The organism is Gelidibacter japonicus (assembly GCF_010725055.1).
Taxonomy (GTDB): domain Bacteria; phylum Bacteroidota; class Bacteroidia; order Flavobacteriales; family Flavobacteriaceae; genus Gelidibacter; species Gelidibacter japonicus.
In genome coordinates, this window is sequence record NZ_BJKB01000011.1 from 14,128 (window position 1) to 35,329 (window position 21,202).

At 39.8% G+C, this 21,202-nt stretch carries 23 protein-coding genes and 1 tRNA gene; 18 read left to right on the forward strand and 6 right to left on the reverse strand.

All coding sequences use genetic code 11. The annotated features are described in order from the left end of the window. The first annotated feature begins 88 nt into the window (after window positions 1–88). From G6N06_RS12005 to G6N06_RS19735, 12 genes are all read left to right on the forward strand, one after another. On the forward strand, window positions 89–313 hold the full coding sequence (locus G6N06_RS12005) for a hypothetical protein (RefSeq protein WP_163516996.1): 225 nt from the start codon (window positions 89–91) through the stop codon (window positions 311–313). Window positions 314–329: 16 nt separating this feature from the next. Next, entirely contained in the window at window positions 330–848 is a 519-nt protein-coding gene (locus G6N06_RS12010; protein ID WP_163516997.1) for an STM3941 family protein, read from the forward strand. A gap of 101 nt (window positions 849–949) precedes the next feature. Next, a complete protein-coding gene (locus G6N06_RS12015; RefSeq protein ID WP_163516998.1) occupies window positions 950–1,639 on the forward strand; it encodes a hypothetical protein in 690 nt (229 codons plus the stop codon). 80 nt (window positions 1,640–1,719) lie between these two features. Then, the gene (locus tag G6N06_RS12020) at window positions 1,720–2,274 is read left to right on the forward strand and encodes a hypothetical protein (RefSeq protein WP_163516999.1); all 555 of its coding nucleotides are present in this window, start codon (window positions 1,720–1,722) and stop codon (window positions 2,272–2,274) included. Between the two features lie 53 nt (window positions 2,275–2,327). Next, a complete protein-coding gene (locus G6N06_RS12025; RefSeq protein WP_163517000.1) occupies window positions 2,328–7,478 on the forward strand; it encodes a T9SS type B sorting domain-containing protein in 5,151 nt (1,716 codons plus the stop codon). Window positions 7,479–7,513: 35 nt separating this feature from the next. After that, window positions 7,514–8,392 (forward strand): PorP/SprF family type IX secretion system membrane protein, encoded by an 879-nt coding sequence (locus tag G6N06_RS12030; protein WP_240338052.1) that lies wholly within the window; start codon window positions 7,514–7,516, stop codon window positions 8,390–8,392. 58 nt (window positions 8,393–8,450) lie between these two features. Next, window positions 8,451–9,035 carry an NAD(P)H-dependent oxidoreductase gene (locus G6N06_RS12035; RefSeq protein ID WP_163517002.1) on the forward strand — a complete coding sequence of 195 codons (585 nt, stop codon included), beginning with the start codon at window positions 8,451–8,453 and terminating at the stop codon, window positions 9,033–9,035. A 24-nt stretch (window positions 9,036–9,059) separates the two neighbouring features. After that, entirely contained in the window at window positions 9,060–9,887 is an 828-nt protein-coding gene (locus G6N06_RS12040; protein WP_163517003.1) for an AraC family transcriptional regulator, read from the forward strand. Between the two features lie 82 nt (window positions 9,888–9,969). Continuing rightward, window positions 9,970–10,458 carry a DUF2938 family protein gene (locus tag G6N06_RS12045; protein WP_163517004.1) on the forward strand — a complete coding sequence of 163 codons (489 nt, stop codon included), beginning with the start codon at window positions 9,970–9,972 and terminating at the stop codon, window positions 10,456–10,458. Beyond that, a complete protein-coding gene (locus tag G6N06_RS12050) occupies window positions 10,445–11,083 on the forward strand; it encodes a class I SAM-dependent methyltransferase (protein ID WP_163517005.1) in 639 nt (212 codons plus the stop codon). The genes G6N06_RS12045 and G6N06_RS12050 overlap by 14 nt, the downstream gene beginning before the upstream one ends. A gap of 46 nt (window positions 11,084–11,129) precedes the next feature. Continuing rightward, a complete protein-coding gene (locus G6N06_RS12055) occupies window positions 11,130–11,807 on the forward strand; it encodes a class I SAM-dependent methyltransferase (protein ID WP_163517006.1) in 678 nt (225 codons plus the stop codon). Window positions 11,808–11,842: 35 nt separating this feature from the next. Then, a complete protein-coding gene (locus tag G6N06_RS19735) occupies window positions 11,843–12,133 on the forward strand; it encodes a hypothetical protein (protein WP_205334767.1) in 291 nt (96 codons plus the stop codon). Here G6N06_RS19735 and G6N06_RS19905 read toward each other — a convergent pair. The 4 genes from G6N06_RS19905 to G6N06_RS12075 form a co-directional block, all read right to left on the reverse strand. Continuing rightward, window positions 12,122–13,006 carry a hypothetical protein gene (locus G6N06_RS19905; protein ID WP_240338053.1) on the reverse strand — a complete coding sequence of 295 codons (885 nt, stop codon included), beginning with the start codon at window positions 13,004–13,006 and terminating at the stop codon, window positions 12,122–12,124. The two genes, G6N06_RS19735 and G6N06_RS19905, sit on opposite strands and share 12 nt — an antisense overlap. Further along, on the reverse strand, window positions 12,936–13,910 hold the full coding sequence (locus G6N06_RS19910; RefSeq protein WP_240338054.1) for a ParB/RepB/Spo0J family partition protein: 975 nt from the start codon (window positions 13,908–13,910) through the stop codon (window positions 12,936–12,938). Before G6N06_RS19910 ends, G6N06_RS19905 begins: the two co-directional genes overlap by 71 nt. 295 nt (window positions 13,911–14,205) lie before the next feature. After that, on the reverse strand, window positions 14,206–15,198 hold the full coding sequence (locus G6N06_RS12070; RefSeq protein ID WP_163517007.1) for a nucleotidyl transferase AbiEii/AbiGii toxin family protein: 993 nt from the start codon (window positions 15,196–15,198) through the stop codon (window positions 14,206–14,208). Beyond that, window positions 15,191–15,799: a DUF6088 family protein gene (locus G6N06_RS12075; RefSeq protein ID WP_163517008.1), complete on the reverse strand. Its 609-nt coding sequence runs from the start codon at window positions 15,797–15,799 to the stop codon at window positions 15,191–15,193. The genes G6N06_RS12070 and G6N06_RS12075 overlap by 8 nt, the downstream gene beginning before the upstream one ends. Window positions 15,800–15,961: 162 nt before the next feature. On the opposite strand from G6N06_RS12075, the gene G6N06_RS12080 reads away from it, so the two are divergent. From G6N06_RS12080 to G6N06_RS12100, 6 genes are all read left to right on the forward strand, one after another. Beyond that, window positions 15,962–17,068, forward strand: a complete 1,107-nt coding sequence (locus G6N06_RS12080) for a helix-turn-helix domain-containing protein (RefSeq protein ID WP_163517009.1) — start codon at window positions 15,962–15,964, stop codon at window positions 17,066–17,068. Next, the gene (locus tag G6N06_RS12085) at window positions 17,069–17,482 is read left to right on the forward strand and encodes a hypothetical protein (protein WP_163517010.1); all 414 of its coding nucleotides are present in this window, start codon (window positions 17,069–17,071) and stop codon (window positions 17,480–17,482) included. A 221-nt stretch (window positions 17,483–17,703) separates the two neighbouring features. Continuing rightward, window positions 17,704–17,880: a hypothetical protein gene (locus G6N06_RS19740; RefSeq protein ID WP_205334768.1), complete on the forward strand. Its 177-nt coding sequence runs from the start codon at window positions 17,704–17,706 to the stop codon at window positions 17,878–17,880. A gap of 257 nt (window positions 17,881–18,137) precedes the next feature. Beyond that, window positions 18,138–18,632: a Pycsar system effector family protein gene (locus tag G6N06_RS12090; protein ID WP_163517011.1), complete on the forward strand. Its 495-nt coding sequence runs from the start codon at window positions 18,138–18,140 to the stop codon at window positions 18,630–18,632. Between the two features lies 1 nt (window position 18,633). Next, complete coding sequence (locus tag G6N06_RS12095; protein WP_163517012.1) at window positions 18,634–19,626, forward strand: adenylate/guanylate cyclase domain-containing protein; 993 nt, start codon at window positions 18,634–18,636, stop codon at window positions 19,624–19,626. Continuing rightward, on the forward strand, window positions 19,613–20,287 hold the full coding sequence (locus tag G6N06_RS12100; protein ID WP_163517013.1) for a hypothetical protein: 675 nt from the start codon (window positions 19,613–19,615) through the stop codon (window positions 20,285–20,287). The genes G6N06_RS12095 and G6N06_RS12100 overlap by 14 nt, the downstream gene beginning before the upstream one ends. A gap of 160 nt (window positions 20,288–20,447) precedes the next feature. On the opposite strand, the gene G6N06_RS12105 is transcribed toward G6N06_RS12100, so the two are convergent. Together G6N06_RS12105 and G6N06_RS12110 are read right to left on the reverse strand one after the other, a co-directional pair. After that, window positions 20,448–20,529 (reverse strand) — tRNA-Leu (locus G6N06_RS12105). A gap of 319 nt (window positions 20,530–20,848) precedes the next feature. Further along, on the reverse strand, window positions 20,849–21,202 hold a 354-nt coding region (locus tag G6N06_RS12110), incomplete at its 5' end, for a site-specific integrase (protein WP_163517114.1).

Below are 21,202 nucleotides of genomic sequence, written 5' to 3' on the forward strand. Positions count from 1 at the left end.
TCACACAGCGAAATAATTATATGGAGGTCACATACCTGTCCTAAGCATAGTGGAAGCATGACCGCTGGAAAGCAATAGATATAAACACATGAAAAATATTTTAAGCCTCATTTTTTTACAATTATTATTTGGCACACTATTAAGCGCCCAAAACACTCCCTTACCCGATGCCAATTTTGAAGCTTTTTTAATTGCCCAAAGCGTTCTAAGGCCTAATATCCGACCAGAACAATTGGATACGACCGTATTGGGAGTCGCCGATAATATCCTTGAAGTCGCCATAGTACAGTTCAACAAACAGTTTAAAGATTAAAAAACACCTGAAGACCATGCAGACAAAAACCTTTACATACAGCAAGAACGACCAAAAAAAAGGAGCCTTGTTTTTTTTGGGACTGGGCATTCTGGGAGCAATGCTCGCCCTTTATATGTGGCTTTGGGCCGACCCCGTCAACCTATCGGTACTGGTAGGAGGCGTTTTTTTGACGTTTTTAGGGCTTTTCTTCTTTCTGAAATTAATAATCCATCCCAAAAAGGAAAACGAAACCGCCGTTGTCATTTCCGATGCGGGCATTAGGGCCACCACTTCACCAGTGGCTAAATCTACCGGATTGCTCGAATGGAGGGATGTAGAATATATACAACTTTTTACCAGAACCTTGATGGTCAAAGTGTCCAGACCGGAAAAATATGCAGCAAGGATAAAGAATTTTCTCGTGAGAGATACGTTCTTGAAGTCCCTGAATGGCACGGTTGAAATTTCTTTCGTTGGGACCAACGCCACCCATAACGAACTTCGGAAATATTTGGAACCTTATGCCCGACAGCACAATATTTACATGGATTGATTTATGATGAAAACAGAACTAAGAATAGAATAGTTAGACCTTAGTGCATCTTAAGCCCATAATGGTTTAAAACAAACAATATCTAAAATATATTAAAGCGTATGTTTCTTAGAATCACTAAAATGGAACTGGCTGCCCATGCAGCCGAAGGGCTTCGAAACCCGAAAAACCCCAATAACCCCATGGTATTGGGAATTTACAGAAATGAGATGCGGACCATCATCTATACCGTAAATGTCAAAAAGGCCGCCGGTGAATTTTGGGACGATGTGGAAGGCAAAAAAATTTCCCGCCGCCATTGGACACCCGAAATGAAAGCCTTTGAAAAACAAAAAGTTGAGGAAGCCCCCAAGCCTCCCTTCACATTTAAAATGACCTTTGTCGGCTGGCTGTTCGTGCTTTTCGTTATAGGATTTTTCGGCTATTTGGTATACGATTCCGTAAAGCCGCCCCTGCCCAAATCGGAAAAAACGGTGGCCATGGAACAAGCCCCGGCAGTGGGCGACATATATTTCGGACATTATGAACTCCGGAAAGAAAAAAACAGCGTTTTGGGAGGCGAAATTCGTTTCGGTTGGTTTAAAATAGCAAAAGTTGAAGGCGATGTATATCACCTTTCGAAATCCACCGAGATGAACAACACCCATAAACCCAAGGAACAACTCAATAGTACCAATTTTGAAACGGAAAGCCTCCCGACGGTGAAACTCAAAGAGCAGACCGGCTATAACATACGCTTTAAATCGGAGGACGGACTAACGGAAATCTATATCACGGACAAGAAAAAATGATGGACAAAAGCAGGGTAAAAAGAGCTCCGGAAACTCTGAATTTCAGCCTCCGATAATTATCGGGATAAAAAGTTCAGTATATGACAACAAAGAAAATTATGGGCATTATCGCAGGGGTCGTTATTGGCGGCATCGGGCTGTTTGTTTTTATGCTCTATGCCACCATAAAAACAAAATCCACTAGTCTCAACAAATATGAACCCTATAAGGAATGGCTAGGAAAAACAGTTACGCTAAACAAGGAAACCGTGATGTTCAAGGAAAGGGACTATATGGTTCTGAACTCCAAATATCCCTATACCCTGCTGGACAGCCTGCATCCGAATTGGCAATACCTACACGATTTGGAGGCATTGGGCGATGTGGTGAAGATTACCTCCTTTCCAGCCGGAACCCAACTGGCTTTGGAAAAGGCCATCCAATACACAAACGGCGTTTCTGGAAGCTCTGACCCTATATTGTTCGGCACTGTAAACCATAACGGAAAAGCCTATAAAGTGGGGTATCCGTGGGGCAAACAAGATATCAGCAAGGCCCTCGATCAAATTCCGGAAAGCTGGAAATTCCACCAAGCACCGTGGCAGACAGAACAGGACACGGCCTATTATGCCCTACCCCGAGCAAATTGGTGGTAGAGGGCAAAACAAAAGATAAAAATACGTTGATAATTGAACCAATATTATTGAATATGAATACAACCCGAATCCCTTTACTTTTCCTACTACTGTTCAGTACGGTTTTAAGTGCTCAAATCTATGTGTCTCCCAACGGAACGGGAGACGGAAGCTCGTGGGCACAGGCGAGCAGTATTGAAGATGCTTTGGCAAACGCTACATCAAATCAAACGCTTTGGTTGCGAAGAGGCACTTATGCTATAAGTACTATGCTGGAAATAGATTCTTCCCAAAACGGATTACGCTTTTTTGGAGGTTTTGTTGGCACCGAAACCGCATTAAGCCAACGCGATTGGGCTGCCAACGTTACTATTTTAGATGGCCTAACGACCACCCAAATTATTCATATAAATGGTAATGACTGTGTTTTTGATGGCATTACCTTTGTAAGAGGCTTTACCACAGGTGATGTTACAGCAACCAATACAGGGGGTGGTGCCATGTATGTTGGTGCCGGAAATAATATCATTCGAAATTGCACCTTTAGGAATAACGTATCAACCTCAGCAAGAGGGGGCGGAGCTATGTATATAAGAAGTGGTACCGGGCTTTTAGTACAAAACTGTACTTTTGAAAATAATAGAAACCCAACGGTTAATTACCCAAGCGGACAAAATGGCGGTGGTGCCATACATAACTGGACGGGTAATGTTACCATTCAAAATTCCAGATTTATTAATAATTATTCTGGGCAGTCTGGAGGTGCTATTTATACATGGGGACAGAACTTAACTTTAAACAATTGTGTATTTAACAATAACAGAACTGATGGTTATGGAGGTGCAGTTCATGTAAACTATTTTGACACTACTTTTTCAAACTGTAATTTTCAAGGAAACCAAAGTGGTGGTAGCGGTGGTGCCATAAGCAATCAGCACATCATTAGTGTTAACAATTCTCAGTTTAATGGTAATACCGCCCAAGAAAATGGAGGTGCTATTTATGAAAGAGGAAATATTAGCACTATACTTAATAGTGCCTTTATAAGTAATAGTGCCCAAGTTAATGGGGGTGCCATATACTCAAATCCTCCTTTTACCGGAGATTATTTAAGTATTTCGAATATTTTGTTTTATAATAATAGTTCAAGTTCTTATGGTGGTGCGATATATAATGGCTCGGATATACGTATAACAAATTCCACCTTTGTTAACAACACTAATACAGCGTTAGTCCATCATTTTCGTGAATCTTCAACCTACTATACATACAATACTACTGTAAACAACTCTATTTTTTATAATAATACAAAACACACTGGTTTACAATATCCAGACATTGCTCCTTATTCATCTAATGATATTAGCGATAAGGATTTCCGCCGTAACTTATTACAAGAAAACCCATTAGGTGTGGGTAATGTGCTGGGGGTAAATCCACTTTTTATAAATGCGGCAACTGGCAATTTTAGGCTTCAAATTAATAGTCCTGCTATTGAATATGGTAGAAATATCCTTTATACAAACGTTAGAGGAACAGGTTTAGGGACTGATACCGATTTGGGTGGAGACCCAAGATTGTTTGGTACTTATGTAGATGCAGGTGCTTACGAACGTCAATCGGCTTCAACATTAACTCCTCCCAGTTGTATTTCAACAATCACACCAGCCAATAATGCCACAAATGTTGCAGTAAATACAAATATTACCTGGAATAGCGTTGCTACGGCTATTGGTTACCGCATATCTATTGGAACGACTTCTGGTGGTACGGAACTCGTAAACAATGCCGATGTTACAACGGGAACAAGCTATAATCCCGCAACGGACTTTCCGGAGGATACGGAGATTTTTGTTTCTGTGATTCCCTATAATTCGGTCGGCAATGCCACGGGCTGTCCCGAAATCAGCTTTACCACGGAAACCTTGGCCACCATTCCCGGTTGTGCTACCATTACAAGTCCGACAGATGGGGCAACCGATGTTAATATCAGTACAAATATCACTTGGAACGCAGTTTCCGGTGCTGACGGCTATTACGTGAGCATTGGAACGACTTCTGGTGGTACGGAACTCGTAAACAATGCCGATGTTACAACGGGAACAAGCTATAATCCCACGTCGGACTTCCCCGAAGGCACCGAGGTTTTTGTTTCGGTAATTCCCTATAATTCGGCAGGCAACGCTACGGGCTGTTCGGGAATCAGTTTTACCACGGAAACCTTGGCCACCGTTCCTAACTGTACCGTGATTACCAGTCCGACCGATGGTGCTACGGACGTGGCAGTAAATGCCAATATTGTTTGGGATGCCGTTACGGGAGCGGACGGGTATTACGTCAGCATCGGGACGACTTTGGGCGGTACGGAATTGGTCGATAATGCCGATGTAACAACAGGAACAAGCTATAATCCCACAACGGACTTCCCCGAGGACACCGAGATTTTTGTTTCGGTGATTCCGTACAACACTGCAGGCAACGCTACGGGCTGTTCGGGAATCAGTTTTACCACGGAAACCTTGGCCACCGTTCCTAACTGTACCGTGATTACCAGTCCGACCAATGGAGCAACCGATGTTAATATCAGTACAAATATCACTTGGAATGCCGTTTCCGGTGCTGACGGCTATTACATCAGTATCGGAACGACCTCTGGCGGTACGGAATTGGTGGATAATGCCGATGTTACAACGGGAACAAGCTACAATCCCACATCGGATTTCCCCGAGGACACCGAGATTTTTGTTTCGGTGATTCCGTACAACGCTGCAGGCAACGCTACGGGCTGTTCGGGAATCAGTTTTACCACGGAAACCTTGGTCACTGTTCCAAACTGTGCGACAATTACCAGTCCGACCAATGGAGCAACCGATGTTAATATCAGTACAAATATCACTTGGAATGCCGTTACGGGTGCGGACGGTTATTATGTCAATATCGGCACCACTTCCGGCGGTACGGAACTCGTAAACAATGCCGATGTTACAACGGGAACAAGCTACAATCCCACATCGGACTTTCCCGAGGATACGGATATTTTTGTTTCGGTAATTCCGTACAATTCGGTCGGCCCTACCACGGGTTGTTCGGGAATCAGTTTTACTACGGAAACCTTGGCGACCGTTCCGGGTTGTACAACTATTACCGGTCCGACCGATGGTGCTACGGACGTTGCGGTGGATGCCAATATTGTTTGGAATGCCGTTACGGGTGCGGACGGTTATTACGTCAACATCGGGACGACTTCGGGCGGAACGGAACTCGTAAACAATGCCGATGTTACAACGGGAACAAGCTACAATCCCACATCGGACTTTCCCGAGGATACGGATATTTTTGTTTCGGTAATTCCGTACAATTCGGTCGGCCCTACCACGGGTTGTTCGGGAATCAGTTTTACTACGGAAACCTTGGCGACCGTTCCGGGTTGTACAACTATTACCGGTCCGACCGATGGTGCTACGGACGTTGCGGTGGATGCCAATATTGTTTGGAATGCCGTTACGGGTGCGGACGGTTATTACGTCAACATCGGGACGACTTCGGGCGGAACGGAACTCGTAAACAATGCCGATGTTACAACGGGAACAAGCTACAATCCCACATCGGACTTTCCCGAGGATACGGATATTTTTGTTTCGGTAATTCCGTACAATTCGGTCGGCCCTACCACGGGTTGTTCGGGAATCAGTTTTACTACGGAAACCTTGGCGACCGTTCCGGGTTGTACAACTATTACCGGTCCGACCGATGGTGCTACGGACGTTGCGGTGGATGCCAATATTGTTTGGAATGCCGTTACGGGTGCGGACGGTTATTACGTCAACATCGGGACGACTTCGGGCGGAACGGAACTCGTAAACAATGCCGATGTTACAACGGGAACAAGCTATAATCCCACAACGGACTTTCCGGAGAATACGAATATTTTTATTTCGGTAATTCCGTACAATTCGGTCGGCCCTGCTACGGGTTGTTCGGGAATCAGTTTTACTACGGAAACCTTGGCCACTGCACCGACCTGTACCACTATTATCAGTCCGACCAATGGAGCAACCGATGTTAATATCAGTACAAATATCACCTGGAACGCCGTTTCCGGTGCGGACGGGTATTACGTCAGTATCGGTACGTCTTCCAGCGGCACGGAACTGGTCGATAATGCCGATGTTACAACGGGAACGAGCTATAACCCCACAACGGATTTCCCCGAGGACACGGAAATTTTTGTTTCCGTAATCCCGTATAATTCAGTGGGCGAAGCAACGGGCTGTTCGGGAATCAGTTTTACTACGGAGGAAATCATTGTACCGACCGTTCCGGATTGTGCCACGATTGCCGCCCCGACCAATGGAGCCACGGACGTGGCAGTAAATGCCAATATTGTTTGGAACGCCGTTACGGATGCGGACGGTTATTACGTCAACATCGGTACGACCTCGGGCGGTACGGAATTGGTGGACAATGCCGATGTAACATCGGGAACAAGCTATAATCCCACATCGGACTTCCCCGAGGACACCGAGATTTTTGTTTCGGTGATTCCATATAATTCAGCAGGCAATGCCACGGGTTGTTCGGAAATCAGTTTTACCACGGAGGACACTACTCCGGCACCGACCGTTCCTAACTGTACCGTGATTACCGGTCCGACTGATGGGGCAACGGACGTGGCAGTAAATGCCAATATTGTTTGGAACGCCGTTTCCGGGGCGGACGGCTATTACGTGAGCATCGGGACGACTTCGGGCGGTACGGAACTCGTGGATAATGCCGATGTTACAACGGGAACGAGCTACAATCCCACAACGGATTTTCCCGAGGACACCGAGATTTTTGTTTCGGTGATTCCGTACAATTCGGCAGGCAATGCTACGGGCTGTTCGGGAATCAGTTTTACTACGGAAACCCGAACCACTGATTTGGTCGATGAAACCAAATACGGTTTTTCCCCCAATGGCGACGGCATCAACGATGTTTGGGTCATTCACGGCATTGAAAATTATCCCGAAAACATCGTTTCCATTTACAACCGTTGGGGCGATATGGTGTTCCAAATCCGGGGCTATAACAACGGCACGAATGTGTTTCGGGGAACCGCAAACCGCTTGAGAAGCCTGGGTGCCGACCAATTGCCCTCGGGGACCTATTTCTTTCAAATCGAGAACCTTCCGGAGCAGCATCACCTAAAAAAGACAACCGGCTTTTTAGTCCTAAAACGTTAACCATGAGATTATTCAAAATATACATCCCCGCACTTATGGTGCTTGTCTTCGGTTTTGTCGGCCATGCACAACAGACTGCTTTATTTCCGGAGTACAATTACAATCCGTTTATCGTCAATTCCGCTTATGCCGGTATGGCGAACGGTGCCGAGGCGACCTTGAGCCATTACGGCTATTTAAACGGTATCGAAGGGAATCCCACAACGATTTCGTTCAGTTTCCATACCCCGATTTCCGATGGAAAAATGGGCCTTGGCGGAGCCATTTTACACGACAAAATAGGTGTGACCACCAGCACCCATGTGGTTGCGGCCTATTCCTATAAAATATTCTTTGACGAAAGGAGCAACCGCCCCTACTGGCAGATTTACGACCAAAACGTACTGTCATTCGGGATTACTGCGGGAGTACGGCAGTACAGTGAAAATTTGTTGGATTTGGGCATCGTGGGCGACCCGGAATTCGACGAGAACATCAACGCTACCATCCCCACCATCGGAGTCGGATTTCTGTATAACCGGAAACATTTTTATATGGGCGTTTCGGCCCCCAATATTCTGGGCGACCAACTGGCCTCCCGCGACGACCTGAACCTTAGGAATCCGTTTTACGGTTATTTCGGCTATCGTTTTTTTACCAACAGGTTTGAAGAAATTATGCTCAAGCCCAGCGTTTTGCTGAAGCACGAAAGGGGTGCCCCTATGCAGGTGGACGTGAACCTTGCCGTGAATTATAAAAATAAGTTTGAGATTGGTACCGGCTACCGGAGTAGTGCTTCCATAAACTTTTTGGGTGGAATATATGCCTTAAAAAACCTAAAGTTTGTGTATTTCTATAACGTAGCACTTAAAAATAGTATGTTGGGCAATAGCCACGGTATTGTACTGTCGTATCGTTTTAACGGAAAATCCTAGTGGGTTTTCCGCCATAAGCCATAGACAAAACCTATGTAGCCAATTTAAAAAAACAAGAATGACAAAAAAGAAAATACTAATCATAAACGGACACCCAGATAAAGAAAGTTTCAACTTTGGGCTTTCCGAGGGTTACCGAAAAGGAGCGGAAAAAACAGGTGCCGAAATAAAGGAAATTAACATTAGAGAGTTGGATTTCAATCCCAATCTTCAATTTGGTTATAGAAAACGAACCGAACTTGAACCTGACTTATTACAAGCACAAGAAAAACTAAAATGGGCAGACCATATTGTTTGGGTGTATCCCGTTTGGTGGGGTTCTGTGCCTGCCATTATGAAAGGATTTTTAGACAGAGTTTTACTTCCCGGATTTGCTTTCAAGAAAAAGGAAGGCTCTTTGTGGTGGGACAAATATTTTACAGGAAAAACCTCAAGATTGATTTGTACTTTAGACCAACCTGCTTGGTATTACAAATGGTTTTACGGAAGCCCTACTAACAAGGCAATGAAAAAATTGACAATGAATTTTATTGGCGTAAAGTCAGTAAAAATTACTTCGATTGGTCCAATTCGACTATCAACCGAAGATTTCCGCCACAAATGGTTGAAGAAAATCGAGAATCTTGGCGAGAAAAATATTTGACCTTTGAAAAAGTGAAATAGAAAAATGGAAAAAATTCCTGTCAGATGTATTAAGGACGAAAAATCGAAATCAAATCCCATTGATGGTTTCAAAATCTACGATTTGGAAAAATTGTTGGATGGAAAAATAATGCACCAAAAAACGCATAGGTATAACTTCTATTTTCTATTATTCATAGAAAGTGGAAATGGCGAACACAGCATAGACTTTAATACTCACACTATTTCAAAATATAGTGTGTTTTTCTTAAAACCAGGACAGGTTCATTCGTTAAATCTTTCGGCAGACTGTAAAGGTTACATCATTCAATTTACAGAAGATTTTTTTCAAGCTCGAAAATTCAAAATAGCGAGCAATCAGAAACTTAATGATAAAATATACCACGAAATCAAACCCGTTGTTTCAAAAATCGAAAATGAATACAACAATAAACCAAAGGATTACAGAATTGTAATTTTATCTTGCTTGGAAATACTGTTGATAGAACTTTCCCGATACAGCTCTAATTCCATTTCTAAAAAAAATTATTATAACCAACAACGTCTGGAAGAACTTTTGGAATTGATAGAAACCTATTTTAAAGAACAGAAAACCGTTGCATTCTACTCTGAAAAAATGAACCTTACCACCTATCAATTAAACACCATTACAAAGGAACTTCTCGGCAAAACACCTTCAACACTTATCAACGAATATGTTATTTTAGAAGCAAAAAGACTATTGTTGGCAACCAGTAACCAAATACAACAAATAGCCGATTTATTGGGCTATGAAGATGTTTCCTATTTCGTCCGATATTTTAGAAAACACACCAATTATTCGCCTGAAGCTTTCCGAAAAAACTTTGAATAAGTACCATAAAACCAAAATTCTGTCCTACTAATCGACAAGTTCAAGTATCTAATTTTGCCGAACATAGAACATTAGGCAATTTATGAATACTTGGAAAAGGACATTTATTTTAGGGGTTGGAGCAACATTTCTAACAGACATTTGGGCAATATTGCTTCGCATTTTAGGAATAAAATCGAGCGGACTACTCATTATTGGCAATTGGGTTTCTAACAATCTTTTAAGTATAGATGTAAGTACCGCACAGGCTTGGGTCATTGGTTGGACAACGCACTACATAATAGGTATTGCATTCGCCTTTTTATTTATTTCAATTTTTAAAAACGACTGGTTTTACAGCCCTAAATTGCCAAAACCCTTATTGTTCGGACTCATTACAGTAGTTTTCCCATTATTTATAGGTTGGCCTATTATGGGATTTGGGTTTGCTTTTTCAAAAACACCGATTCAATTCACGCTTGTTTCAAAAGCCATAATGCTTCATTTGGTTTACGGAATCGGAATTTATCTCACATCAATATTAATTCTTAAAATCAATCAAAACAAAAAAATAGACAATGAGCAATTTTAACGATTTAGAATACCAAGAATTTTGGAATGAAAGGTACAAAAGCCAACAATTTGCCTACGGAACGGAACCCAATACATTTTTCAAAAACTGCATAGACCAACTGACACCAAAAAGCATTTTATTGCCTGCTGACGGCGAAGGCAGAAACGGAGTTTACGCAGCAAGTTTGGGTTGGAAAGTGGTTTCTACGGATTTAAGTGTAGAGGGTAAAAATAAGGCATTACAATTGGCAATAGAAAAAGATACATCTCTTGAATACATTGTTGGCGACATTGAGCAGTGTAATTTCCCTAAAGAATCATTTGACAGTATTGGTTTGATTTATGCTCATTTTTCGCCCGATAAAATCACTACAATCCATCAAAAATTGAATGATTGGCTAAAACCAAAAGGCTCAATCATTTTTGAAGCGTATAGTAAAACACATTTGCCATTTAGAGAAAATAACCCAAAGATTGGAGGTCCGCAAAGCTTGGATATGCTTTTCTCGGTCGAAGAAATAAAAAGGGATTTCCCAAATTTTGATTTTAAAATTTTGGAAGATGTGGGAATTCAGCTCAATGAGGGTGATTTTCATAATGGAACAGGGAAAGTAATTAGAGGCTTTGGTACGAAAATTAAATAGTGAAGCATATACAATCCTATCAATCAAACAAAAAATTATAAAGGATATGCAAAAAATTTTATTCGTGGGTCTTTTATCGATGGCATTAGGTTGTCATTCCACCAAGCAACAAACTACAAACACCTTGGGAAAAGAATTTTGGAACGAAAGATATTCGTCGGAAAAATACATTTACGGCACGGAGCCTAACACCTATTTTAAAAATGTAATTGATACATTGAAAATTAGCAGCATCTTACTGCCTGCCGAAGGTGAAGGTCGCAAGGCCGTATATGCTGCTAAACTGGGTTGGGATGTGGATGCGTTCGATATTAGTGAGGAAGGAAAGAAAAAGGCATTAAACTTGGCACAACAAGAAAATGTAAGTATAAAGTATTTTATTGCAGATTTTGGCAACCCAAAACTAAAGGATAACAGTTACAATGCCATTGCTTTAATAAACACACATATTCCCAAAAAAATACGGCTGAAAGGCTTTGAACATCTCAAAGCATCACTTCAACCAGGTGGTTTGATAATTATTGGAGGTTTTTCTACTAAACATCACAAAGCCGGATACCGTTTTGGCCCTCAAAATGAGGATATGCTTTATGACATTGATGAGCTAAAAACTGTTTTTAAAGATTATGAGATACTACAAGTAGAAGAAAATGAAATTGAAATGAAAGATGGAGGCAGAAGTGGCAAAGGCATCATTTTAAACCTAATTGCCAAAAAGACGTAACAAAAAATTATGAGCAATTGGGATTGCTAAAAAATATGAACCTTTCTAATAATAACAAAATAACCACCTTAACAGGAATTGCCATTGTTGTGGCCAATATGATTGGAACTGGGGCATTTACCAGCCTCGGGTTTCAACTAAAAGAGCTTAACAACCCATCTGCCGCTTTATGCCGTAGTCTTTTAATGGGTGTATTTTACGAGTTTACCTTTGCGCTGATATTGATTGATGCTTTTCCTGTAAACCGGTATAGGGTTATCATAAAAAGAAAAAGGGCTGACACGGATGCCGACCCTTCTTCAGAACAACAAAAGCTAATCGTTTAATTCTTGAATTTTCTTTTCAAGAACAGCGATGCGCTCTTTCAAACGTGCTTCACGCTTGTCCCGTTTTTCAGCATATTCCTTTTCAATTGCTGCAATCTTCGATTTGAAGTATCCCTGAATGGCATTGTAGAATGAAATGTTCGTCAGGTTATTGACGTGATTGCTTTCACCAAAATGAACTTGCTTTGTAAGCAGGTACCGTATTAGCTTATGAAAAACATCTTTCTTGAAATTTTTCTTGAAATGCTCAACAACTTCAACATCTGTCATCTTTGAAGTCCCAACCAAAAATTTAGAAAAGTGCTTCTGGCGCCCAACATAATCCACATTGTTTTCAAAAAGTGAGATTGAAAAGGCGACCATTTCATCCACAGAAAGTGCTTTTTTGGTATTGATATAATCAGTTTCACGAATCATCTGTACCACTTCTTCAAACTGCTTGTTGTTCTCAATCTGTTTTTTGCGGATTTCTCGCTCATTAATTTTGATGATTTGTTCTTGGGGTGTACAATCTGCCATTTTCTTGTTGACCAATGGTGTAGAATATTCAGTGGAATCTTTCTCTGTCTTCTCAATAACTTTTACGAAAGCATTTTTGTGTTGGTAGGTTTCAGGATTGAAAACGATACCATTCACGAAGCCGTTGTCCTTGGCTGAATTGTACATTTCCAGGTCATCTTTATAGCTCTGTATAGCTTCGTCCAATTCTGCTTTCAGTTCATCCTCGGAATAATCATAATGCTGGTATTCAACCTTTATGGCATCCATTGTTGGTTCAGTAGGACATTCTATGATTTCAACATCATCCAACAAATAGACTTTCAATCCGTTGTTTTCCAGATGGGAAATGACCAGTTGATTTTTTTTCTTCATCTGCCCAATACTGTCGTATTTCAGGAATCAACAGAACGCTTTCTTTCTTGGATTTTTCAATGAGGTTCAAAAAGTATTTGGACTTTTTCGTTTCAAAACAAGCCGATTTGGTGCAGACCATTTTACCTTCGCCAAAAAGATTCCCTTGATTTGCGGCATTGAATGGGCATTCTATACAAGCTCCAGCTTTCGGGACCAAAATCTTGTCTGAAACATCAAAAGGGGCTTTTTCCAAATCATAGGTTCGGTTGTTTATCATTCGGTTTATCTGATGTGCGTTGAATTCTTCGCCCATCGTTTCCAACATCATCTGCTGCTCTTCTGGCTCAAAGAGCGCAACGCCAACAGCTAATGAAATGGTCATTTCACCACTGCGAACAAAATGTTTGAAGCCATCAATCAATCCGGAAAGCTTCAAGCGTTGTCGAATAAAATTGTCCGTTCTTCCCAAACGCTTTGCGATTTCTGGCGGGGAATACTTATTGCTCAAATAGGCTATGGCATCAGCTTCTTCTGTAGTTTCAACATCCTGTCGTTGTAGGTTTTCGATAATTTGAACTTCGAGAACCTCATTGTTCTCATAGGTCCTCACGATACAGGGAATAGTTTTCTTTTTGGCCAGCATAGTTGCTCTGTAACGACGTTCGCCCATTACGATTATAAAATCCCTTCCAGATTTTCTTACAGTTATAGGCTGTAATACCCCGTGCGATTTGATGCTTTCTGAAAGTTGGCTCAGCAATTTTTCATCAAAGGTTTTTCGTGGCTGTTCTGGGTCTGGCTTGATTTTGCCAATGTCCAGGTACTGGATTTGAAGTGCTGGTACTTTCTTCCCATTTACTTCATTTTTGGCAGCTGCATTTGTGCTTCTGCGTTTTCTTGAGGTACTCGCTTTTGTTGTCATAATACTCAAATTTTAGATTAAACAATATTTGAGCAGTGAACCAAACGGAAGATAAAATCTTGGCTCAAAAGGAAACGGAATAAATAAGCAAGGGAAGAAGCGTCGGCTTTATGCCGTAGTCTTTTGATGCAAGTATTTTACGAGTTTAAATTGCGGTTATATTGTATGATAATAAACCTCTCTCTAAAACACATAATCCAAAAATTTTGGCTAGAGAATGTTACATTTCTTTAGGGTTGATAGGGAAGTGAAAACCGAAGTAAGAGAAAATTTATTGGGCAAAACATTAACAATGCTACCAATCCAAACCTCTAATTCTTTCTTGTAATTGGGTTAGGTGTTTTAAAATAGCATCCCAACTTAGGGATTCGCCAACAAACATATTTTCTTGCATCACATTATAGTCACTCTCATAATCTTTAATTACTACATCTGGCGGGACTATTTGAATCAAGCTTGGTTTGTGATTGGCATAATCTATACCTTTTAATGGAGAGAAAGTGCTTCTGTGCTCTACGATGTGATAAAATAATTCTTTGTCTTTAAAGGCCTTTGTTGCGTGTTCGGTATCCATTAAACGTTCTAAATCGTAAAGGTGCCTGCTTAATCTATCTACCCTGATATTGTTTTTTTGCCATTCTTCGTGCAGTAGGAAGATTTTTTCTAAAAATGTTCTTTGCGGTTCAACAGTTCGTACATCGAAAGTTGGATTTGTAAATTCCGCCGATTCAAATTCCCTATCAATTATGGAACGTATAGGGACATCCTCACAGGGTTCACGAAGCGACCTACAACTGATTTCCAAAAGTACCCTTGGTCTTAGATAATCACTTTGTTTTGTCAATGGGTCATAAGTCACATAAATCCGCAATGGGTCTGTATCAGAATCCTCAAATGGTTCAATACCTATCGAAGAAATGGGTAACTCACTTTTCTCAATCGCTTTTGATATATCGGCCAGTAGCTCTGTGCTTATAAACTTGGCACTTTTCTTTCTTAGTTTCTTTATTTGCGAACGGGACAATTCCCCATCCATATCAAAAAAAGCACGGTCTATGGCCAAGTCTATGTCTTCTGAAAATCGATTTATCAAATCATAGCCTTTGCTTAATGAAGTGCCACCCTTAAACACAAAGGCTTCTGCATACGGCAAGGAAAAAACGATGTGAAGCATTTTGGTTACCCACCAATCTTTTTCAACTGCAAATGCAGGAAGATTGGCCCTTACACCAGCTTGGGTAAATATTATTGTTTTTTGTTCATCGGTAAGGTCTATAAAATCACTCATAGTAGTATTGAAGTAAATCCCCAAAAATATCGGCTATCCACGATGGCGCAAGTTTCATATCGTGGTATAGGTTTTCTGGTTCTTCTTTTTTTAGTTGCTCTTTAATCTTGATAATTTCGTCTTGCGACACTTTTTCTTTTCCGATTTCCTTTAATGCCTGTATGGCAAGACCACTCAGCCTTCCCTTGGCTGACAGATTTTTTGGGCTGGCTTTTTTAAACTTTATTTTACGTTTACCAATGTTAATTGTACGTGGCGAACCATCAGTTAGAAAAACGGCATTCAACGGAACTTGTGTCGAAAGCCCAAGTAGATTTAAGGCTTGGATTCCGGTTGGAATAATACGAGCATTGTCACGTAACGCAATCTCTTCTGCAATGGTTTCAATATCGGGATAAAGCACCCCTAAAAGCTCATCTCGTTCGGGATATAAATAAATACCTCGTGCAAGGCGTTCCAAAAAACCCTCATTGGTAAGCCGCAATAAAGATTTCTTGGTGTTTTCTACACCATACTTTATTTCAAAGTCTGATGGCAACACTATCTTACCCCTGTTCCCTGCTTTAATTTCGTCCTTTATTTTTTCTTTTATCGACTTCAATTAATTTATTTTGTCCCAAATATATGCTTTTTTTGGGACAATTAGCCTCATAAAATCATTAAATAAGCAAATAATACACACAATAATAAAAAATATTATATTTTTGTGTGTATATGAATAAATTTCGTATCCTTGTAAAAAGTTGAACTAACACGCTTAAAAATGGAACTTGGAAAAAGAATAAAACAGTTACGGCAAGATGCAGGTCTATCCCAGCAGGAATTTGCTGATTACACGGGGTTTTCAGTTTCCTATATCCAAAAATTTGAAGAAGGAAAACGAGAGATGAAAACAAACCATTTAATACGTTTTTCTAAGGTTTTAAAATTAAAGCCTTTCGATATTATAAATACCGAAAGTACCAATTTGGAGTATCGCCCAGGCGATAAGTCTGCCTTTTCAATGACCAATATTGAGTATCGTGAAAAACAAGAGTCGCATAAGGTCTTTGAAAATGAAATCATAGAAAGTATTTCGAGTGATTTCTTCAACATTATAGAACTGGAAAATATAATGGACGATAAAATCAAGTTCAAAAATCCAGTAGAGAATATTGTGATAAGCAAAGCCGCCGATGTTGAAGATGCAGTTAAAGTAATTCGTAAAAAATGGAAACTTGGAAAAAACCCAATTTACGATGTGATTCATCTATTGGAAAATAAGGGTATTAAAATCTTTGAGGTTGAAAAGCCAAATAGTTTTGTTGCTTTCTCGGGTTGGGCAGGTGAAGTCCCTATCATTGTACTTAATGCAATAAATCCAGATGTTGCCAGAAGGCGCTTTACGACATTACACGAACTAGCTCATTTAATTCTTGATTTTGATATTGATGACCATAAAAAAATCGAACGCTTTTGTGACCATTTTGCAGGTGCGATGCTTCTTTTTGAAGACGTGCTTTATGACCACTTTAATAACGAAAGAAATGGAATTACCCTTGAGGAATTAAAAAGTATCAAAGCTGCATACGGAATATCCATTTTGGCCATCATAATTCGCGTGCTTACCCTCAAAATAATTGATTGGGACACCTATCACTCGTGGAAAGATAAATATGACCAATGGCGAGAAAATGATGATACTTCATTTGGCGAGTATAATGGTGTTGAAAAGCCAAAACGGTTTTTTAGCCTGTTGGCTAAAGGACTGAATATGGATAATCAAGAAGGCAAGTCCCTTTTGTCGCCAACGAAAGCGGCAGAATTGTCGAATATGACTATAAAAGATATTAATGCCAGATTTGGCGGGAAGAATTTTATGAGAAACTAGATGTATATATTCAGCGACATAGAATTATTGCTTCTGTTGGACAGTCTAAGAATATTGGACAGTTCAACCGATTCATTTTATGTTACTGAAATGGCTCTGGAATCAACTTGTTACGATTACGTGCAACGCAATCATTTAAAACGGTTGGTTGAAGAAGGCAAAATAAATACATATTCGCTCGAAGGCGAATTTTTTAAGTTTTGCTGCAAGGAAAGTATAAAGTTCGGCGGATTACAAATTATGGATTTCGCCGCTATTTATTATTGTAAAACTATAAATGGTGTTCTCGTAGAAAGAAATGACATTATAAAAGAGTGCGCTGAGAACAATGGGATAAATGCCCTATCGGTCAATGAAATATTGAGCACTATTGTAAAAGAAAAAAAGTATATGGAATTTATAAAAGCACTATAAAAAAAAGCTGACATCAATTTGATACCAGCTCTATTATTTACTTTAAGATAAGATTGGAATATTATCTGTAAAGACTTTGTTTTTAGCGATACAAATATACCGTTTTTTTCGGTATTTAAAAGTCTTCTGCATACAAACTCCCCTTTCATTTTAGAGCAAGTAATATTCAGCTACCAACTGGTGGCACGCACTATTTGTATAATTTTTTAAATCAATTTGTTATGGCAAAAAACAAGCCGTATGGCGACAATGCAAGAAAAGGGGCAGTTAAAAACCGTTCCCAAGTACTAAACCCAAAAACTGGGCTTTACGTTAAACGAGATTCCAACTCTGGAAGATTTATGGACGTAAAGACCAGCGGCGGAAAATTCAAAGGCGTTACTGATAAAAGCAAGTAGCACTTCAGCGAAACCCAAATGCTGTGAACTTGGGCTAATTTAATTTTTTGATTATGAATTATTCGTATCAAAACGACAGGTTGAGTCTTTGTAAAAAGGACACTTGTCTTCATTTAAAAGGGGATAACGCAAGAGTTATTTCCACAATTCTTACTGTGGTAACGTTTGTTGCGGCTGTTTCGGCCATTGCAAAAGCTATCAGGTAATCAACTAGGCTGGCTCTTCGGAAATCAGCCTAGTTAATAAATCAAACTTATATGGAAAAGGAAAGATTAGAATATACTATAACCAGATTGGACCACTATTACGATAGTGTCAATAATAAAACGGCAGTTTACATCGCCATCAACACCTTTATTACTGGCGGTGCGATTACGTTGCTAACCCAAATCCAAGAACTTTTGGATAAGGAAATTTGGCTATTGATTTTTTTGGCTGGCATAATCGCCTTTGGCGTGGGAAGTCTAATACTCTTGGCATTGGCCAGTATGCCTTATTTATCACCAAAGTCAGAAATAGAATCATTGTACTATTTCGAAAGCATTGCGGAAAAAAGTGCTCAAGAGTTTTTTGACTTATCAAAAGAACAAGATAAAAAAGAGGACAAAAAAGATTTGAGAAACCAAGTCTATGTGCTTTCAAAAGGCCTGAAAGCAAAATTTAAGAAACTAAAATGGGCTTGTGGCCTGTTGATTATACAATTCTTGCTATTGGCACCATTAACCTACATATTAATTAAAATTACCTCATAAAATGAACTTATTTGAAGACTACAAAAATGTAATTAAAAAAGCGGTCGAGAACGACCCTACAAAATCAAACAGAATTCTTGGGCTAAGTGAGTCTGCGCTAGAAAGCAATCGTGAGTACCTTAAATCATTAAGGAACGAGCTTCCAGGCAGGGAACTATCGCCCGAGATGAAATTATTTGCCAAAGGAATGGGTGTGCCCGAAACTTTCGATTACCAACCCTTAGGAAGTCATCCAGATTTTGCATACTTAAAAGGCACCGATTTAGTCGAAGAGCATTGGATTATTTCAGGTTTTATAGACGTCAAGAAAAGTACCAAGTTATTCAACAATTTCACTAAAGCAACGGTAAGATTGATTACCGAAAGTATCATCAGAGCCTCAATGTTTGCGGTAAATCTTTGCGGCGGTTATGTCCATCGTATTCAAGGTGATGGTTTGATGGTATATTTTGGCGGAAAGAATATCGAAAAACTGAAAGCAGTTGAAGATGCACTAAAATCCTTCTCTATGATATCCTACTTCGTCAAAAATGACCTAAAAGACTTTTTTGAGGAAAATGGTATTCAGGATATTCACACAAGAGCTGGACTGGATTTAGGCCATTCAAAACAGGTGGATTGGTTCTATTCCGGCATTGGCGAATCAGGTGAAGTTACCACGTGCAGCTTACATACCAGCCTTGCGCCGAAAATGCAGAGTAATGCTAAAAATAGTGGAATCGTAGTTGGACACAACATAACTACTCAGCTGAGAAAAGACAAGTATTTTGAGCAGCGAAGTAAAGAAATACACGATTATGAAGATGGAAGAAAATACCATCAGTACAATTTCGATTGGGAAAGATATCTAGTTGACAATAACCTAGCCGTTCAAAACGATATGGGTGTTTTAGTGCTTACCATTAACATTACACCTGACCCCAATAGAAATAGCAGGGATTTATACCCAATAGCCTCAAAGAGCAAACCTTATTTTAACTATGGGCAAAAATGAACTTGACAAGGATATCATTAGTTTTCTGAACAATTACTTTGCATTTAAGGAAGTTAAAAGTCCCAAGAGCGGATATCGTGCTCTTGAAGGTAAAGTAAGTGTACTTGACAGGAAAAATAAACTTTGGGGGCAGTTTGAAATACTCATTTTAATCAATGAGAAAAACTACCCATACACCATACCAATCGTCATTGAAAAGACAGAAATAATCAAAAGAGATTGGGATTTCCATATTTCAAAAGAAGGCGAATGCTGTTTGGATATACCCCACAAGCTTCTAAAAATGAAAAAACGGGGAATTGTCCTTGAAGAGTTTTACAGAGAAGTCATATATCCCTTTTTCGCCAATTATCACTACAAAGTGGCAACTGACAAATACGCTAATGGCGAGTACAAACATCACTTTAAAGGCATTGCCCAATTTTATCAGGAAGAATATGGCCTTAACAATTATGGGAATATTATTGCTTTGCTTGAAACAACTGTTTCAGGAATCAAATATCAACCGAATAAGCAATGTCCACTATGTGGTGGTTCAAAATACAAGAAATGTTGCCGTAAAAAAGTTTACAGTTTGCGAGGTTATGGTCTAGACCAATTAAAGCTTGATCTAGCTTTATTTAAGGAAAATAACCTAAAAACAGAGAACATCTCAGTATAAAATCCAAATCCAAATAAGTTTTAGCATCAAAGAATATTAATTTGTATCAAGGAATATCTATTAGTGTAAAATGAAGAAATGTTGTACCTATGTTGTACCCAAACAAAAAAACCTCCCAAAAATGAGAGGTTTTATGACTGTAAATTAACAGTTGAAAAAGTGCGGGCGGGGAGACTCGAACTCCCACACCTCGCGGCATCAGATCCTAAGTCTGACGTGTCTACCAATTCCACCACGCCCGCTTTTTCAATATTTTAAGAACTTTTATTTGGATAAATCCTAAGTCTAGCGTTTGTATTAATTCCGCCATTCACGCAATTTAAAAAACTCTATACTTATGTTAGGATAAGCCCTGAGTCAAACGTATCTTGAATTTATTCAGAAAAATTCATCAATTCCGCTGCCGCTAAGTTTTAATGATTGCTTCATTAATATTGGGATAAATCCAAAGTATTAAAAATTATATTTGCTTTTTTCGACCAAATCCATTAACTATACATTGCGTGAATCCCCACGAGTTAAACACCTCAATTCAATCTATGAAATAATCCATTTTAAAGGTCACTCCAGTATCAATTTCAATTTCTCCATATCTTGACTTACCTTTTTCTCCACTACTTTCGCATAAATTTGGGTTGTTGTCAATTTCGTATGTCCTAATAATTTAGACACTGTTTCAATCGGAACCCCATTACTTAAGGTAACCGTCGTTGCAAAAGTGTGACGTGCCATATGGAAGGTAAGATTTTTTTTGATACCACAGAGATCTGCTATTTCCTTCAGATAGCTGTTTAATTTCTGATTTGAAAGTTTGGGTAAAAGGTGATCAGTGTCACAAGTCCTTACGTGCTCACTGTATTTGCCAATCAAATGTCCAGCCTTTGGCAGTAAGGGAATTTTAAACGGAGTGCCCGT

Coding starts and splice junctions, on each gene's coding strand:
- G6N06_RS12095 (WP_163517012.1), top strand. CDS start 18,634: ATGAACTTATTTGAAGACTACAAAAATGTAATTAAAAAAGCGGTCGAG.
- G6N06_RS12005 (WP_163516996.1), top strand. CDS start 89: ATGAAAAATATTTTAAGCCTCATTTTTTTACAATTATTATTTGGCACA.
- G6N06_RS12055 (WP_163517006.1), top strand. CDS start 11,130: ATGCAAAAAATTTTATTCGTGGGTCTTTTATCGATGGCATTAGGTTGT.
- G6N06_RS12040 (WP_163517003.1), top strand. CDS start 9,060: ATGGAAAAAATTCCTGTCAGATGTATTAAGGACGAAAAATCGAAATCA.
- G6N06_RS19735 (WP_205334767.1), top strand. CDS start 11,843: ATGAACCTTTCTAATAATAACAAAATAACCACCTTAACAGGAATTGCC.
- G6N06_RS12025 (WP_163517000.1), top strand. CDS start 2,328: ATGAATACAACCCGAATCCCTTTACTTTTCCTACTACTGTTCAGTACG.
- G6N06_RS19910 (WP_240338054.1), bottom strand. CDS start 13,910: ATGACAACAAAAGCGAGTACCTCAAGAAAACGCAGAAGCACAAATGCA.
- G6N06_RS12080 (WP_163517009.1), top strand. CDS start 15,962: ATGGAACTTGGAAAAAGAATAAAACAGTTACGGCAAGATGCAGGTCTA.
- G6N06_RS19905 (WP_240338053.1), bottom strand. CDS start 13,006: ATGAAGAAAAAAAATCAACTGGTCATTTCCCATCTGGAAAACAACGGA.
- G6N06_RS12015 (WP_163516998.1), top strand. CDS start 950: ATGTTTCTTAGAATCACTAAAATGGAACTGGCTGCCCATGCAGCCGAA.
- G6N06_RS12085 (WP_163517010.1), top strand. CDS start 17,069: ATGTATATATTCAGCGACATAGAATTATTGCTTCTGTTGGACAGTCTA.
- G6N06_RS12100 (WP_163517013.1), top strand. CDS start 19,613: ATGGGCAAAAATGAACTTGACAAGGATATCATTAGTTTTCTGAACAAT.
- G6N06_RS12070 (WP_163517007.1), bottom strand. CDS start 15,198: ATGAGTGATTTTATAGACCTTACCGATGAACAAAAAACAATAATATTT.
- G6N06_RS12035 (WP_163517002.1), top strand. CDS start 8,451: ATGACAAAAAAGAAAATACTAATCATAAACGGACACCCAGATAAAGAA.
- G6N06_RS12090 (WP_163517011.1), top strand. CDS start 18,138: ATGGAAAAGGAAAGATTAGAATATACTATAACCAGATTGGACCACTAT.
- G6N06_RS19740 (WP_205334768.1), top strand. CDS start 17,704: ATGGCAAAAAACAAGCCGTATGGCGACAATGCAAGAAAAGGGGCAGTT.
- G6N06_RS12020 (WP_163516999.1), top strand. CDS start 1,720: ATGACAACAAAGAAAATTATGGGCATTATCGCAGGGGTCGTTATTGGC.
- G6N06_RS12045 (WP_163517004.1), top strand. CDS start 9,970: ATGAATACTTGGAAAAGGACATTTATTTTAGGGGTTGGAGCAACATTT.
- G6N06_RS12050 (WP_163517005.1), top strand. CDS start 10,445: ATGAGCAATTTTAACGATTTAGAATACCAAGAATTTTGGAATGAAAGG.
- G6N06_RS12030 (WP_240338052.1), top strand. CDS start 7,514: ATGGTGCTTGTCTTCGGTTTTGTCGGCCATGCACAACAGACTGCTTTA.
- G6N06_RS12010 (WP_163516997.1), top strand. CDS start 330: ATGCAGACAAAAACCTTTACATACAGCAAGAACGACCAAAAAAAAGGA.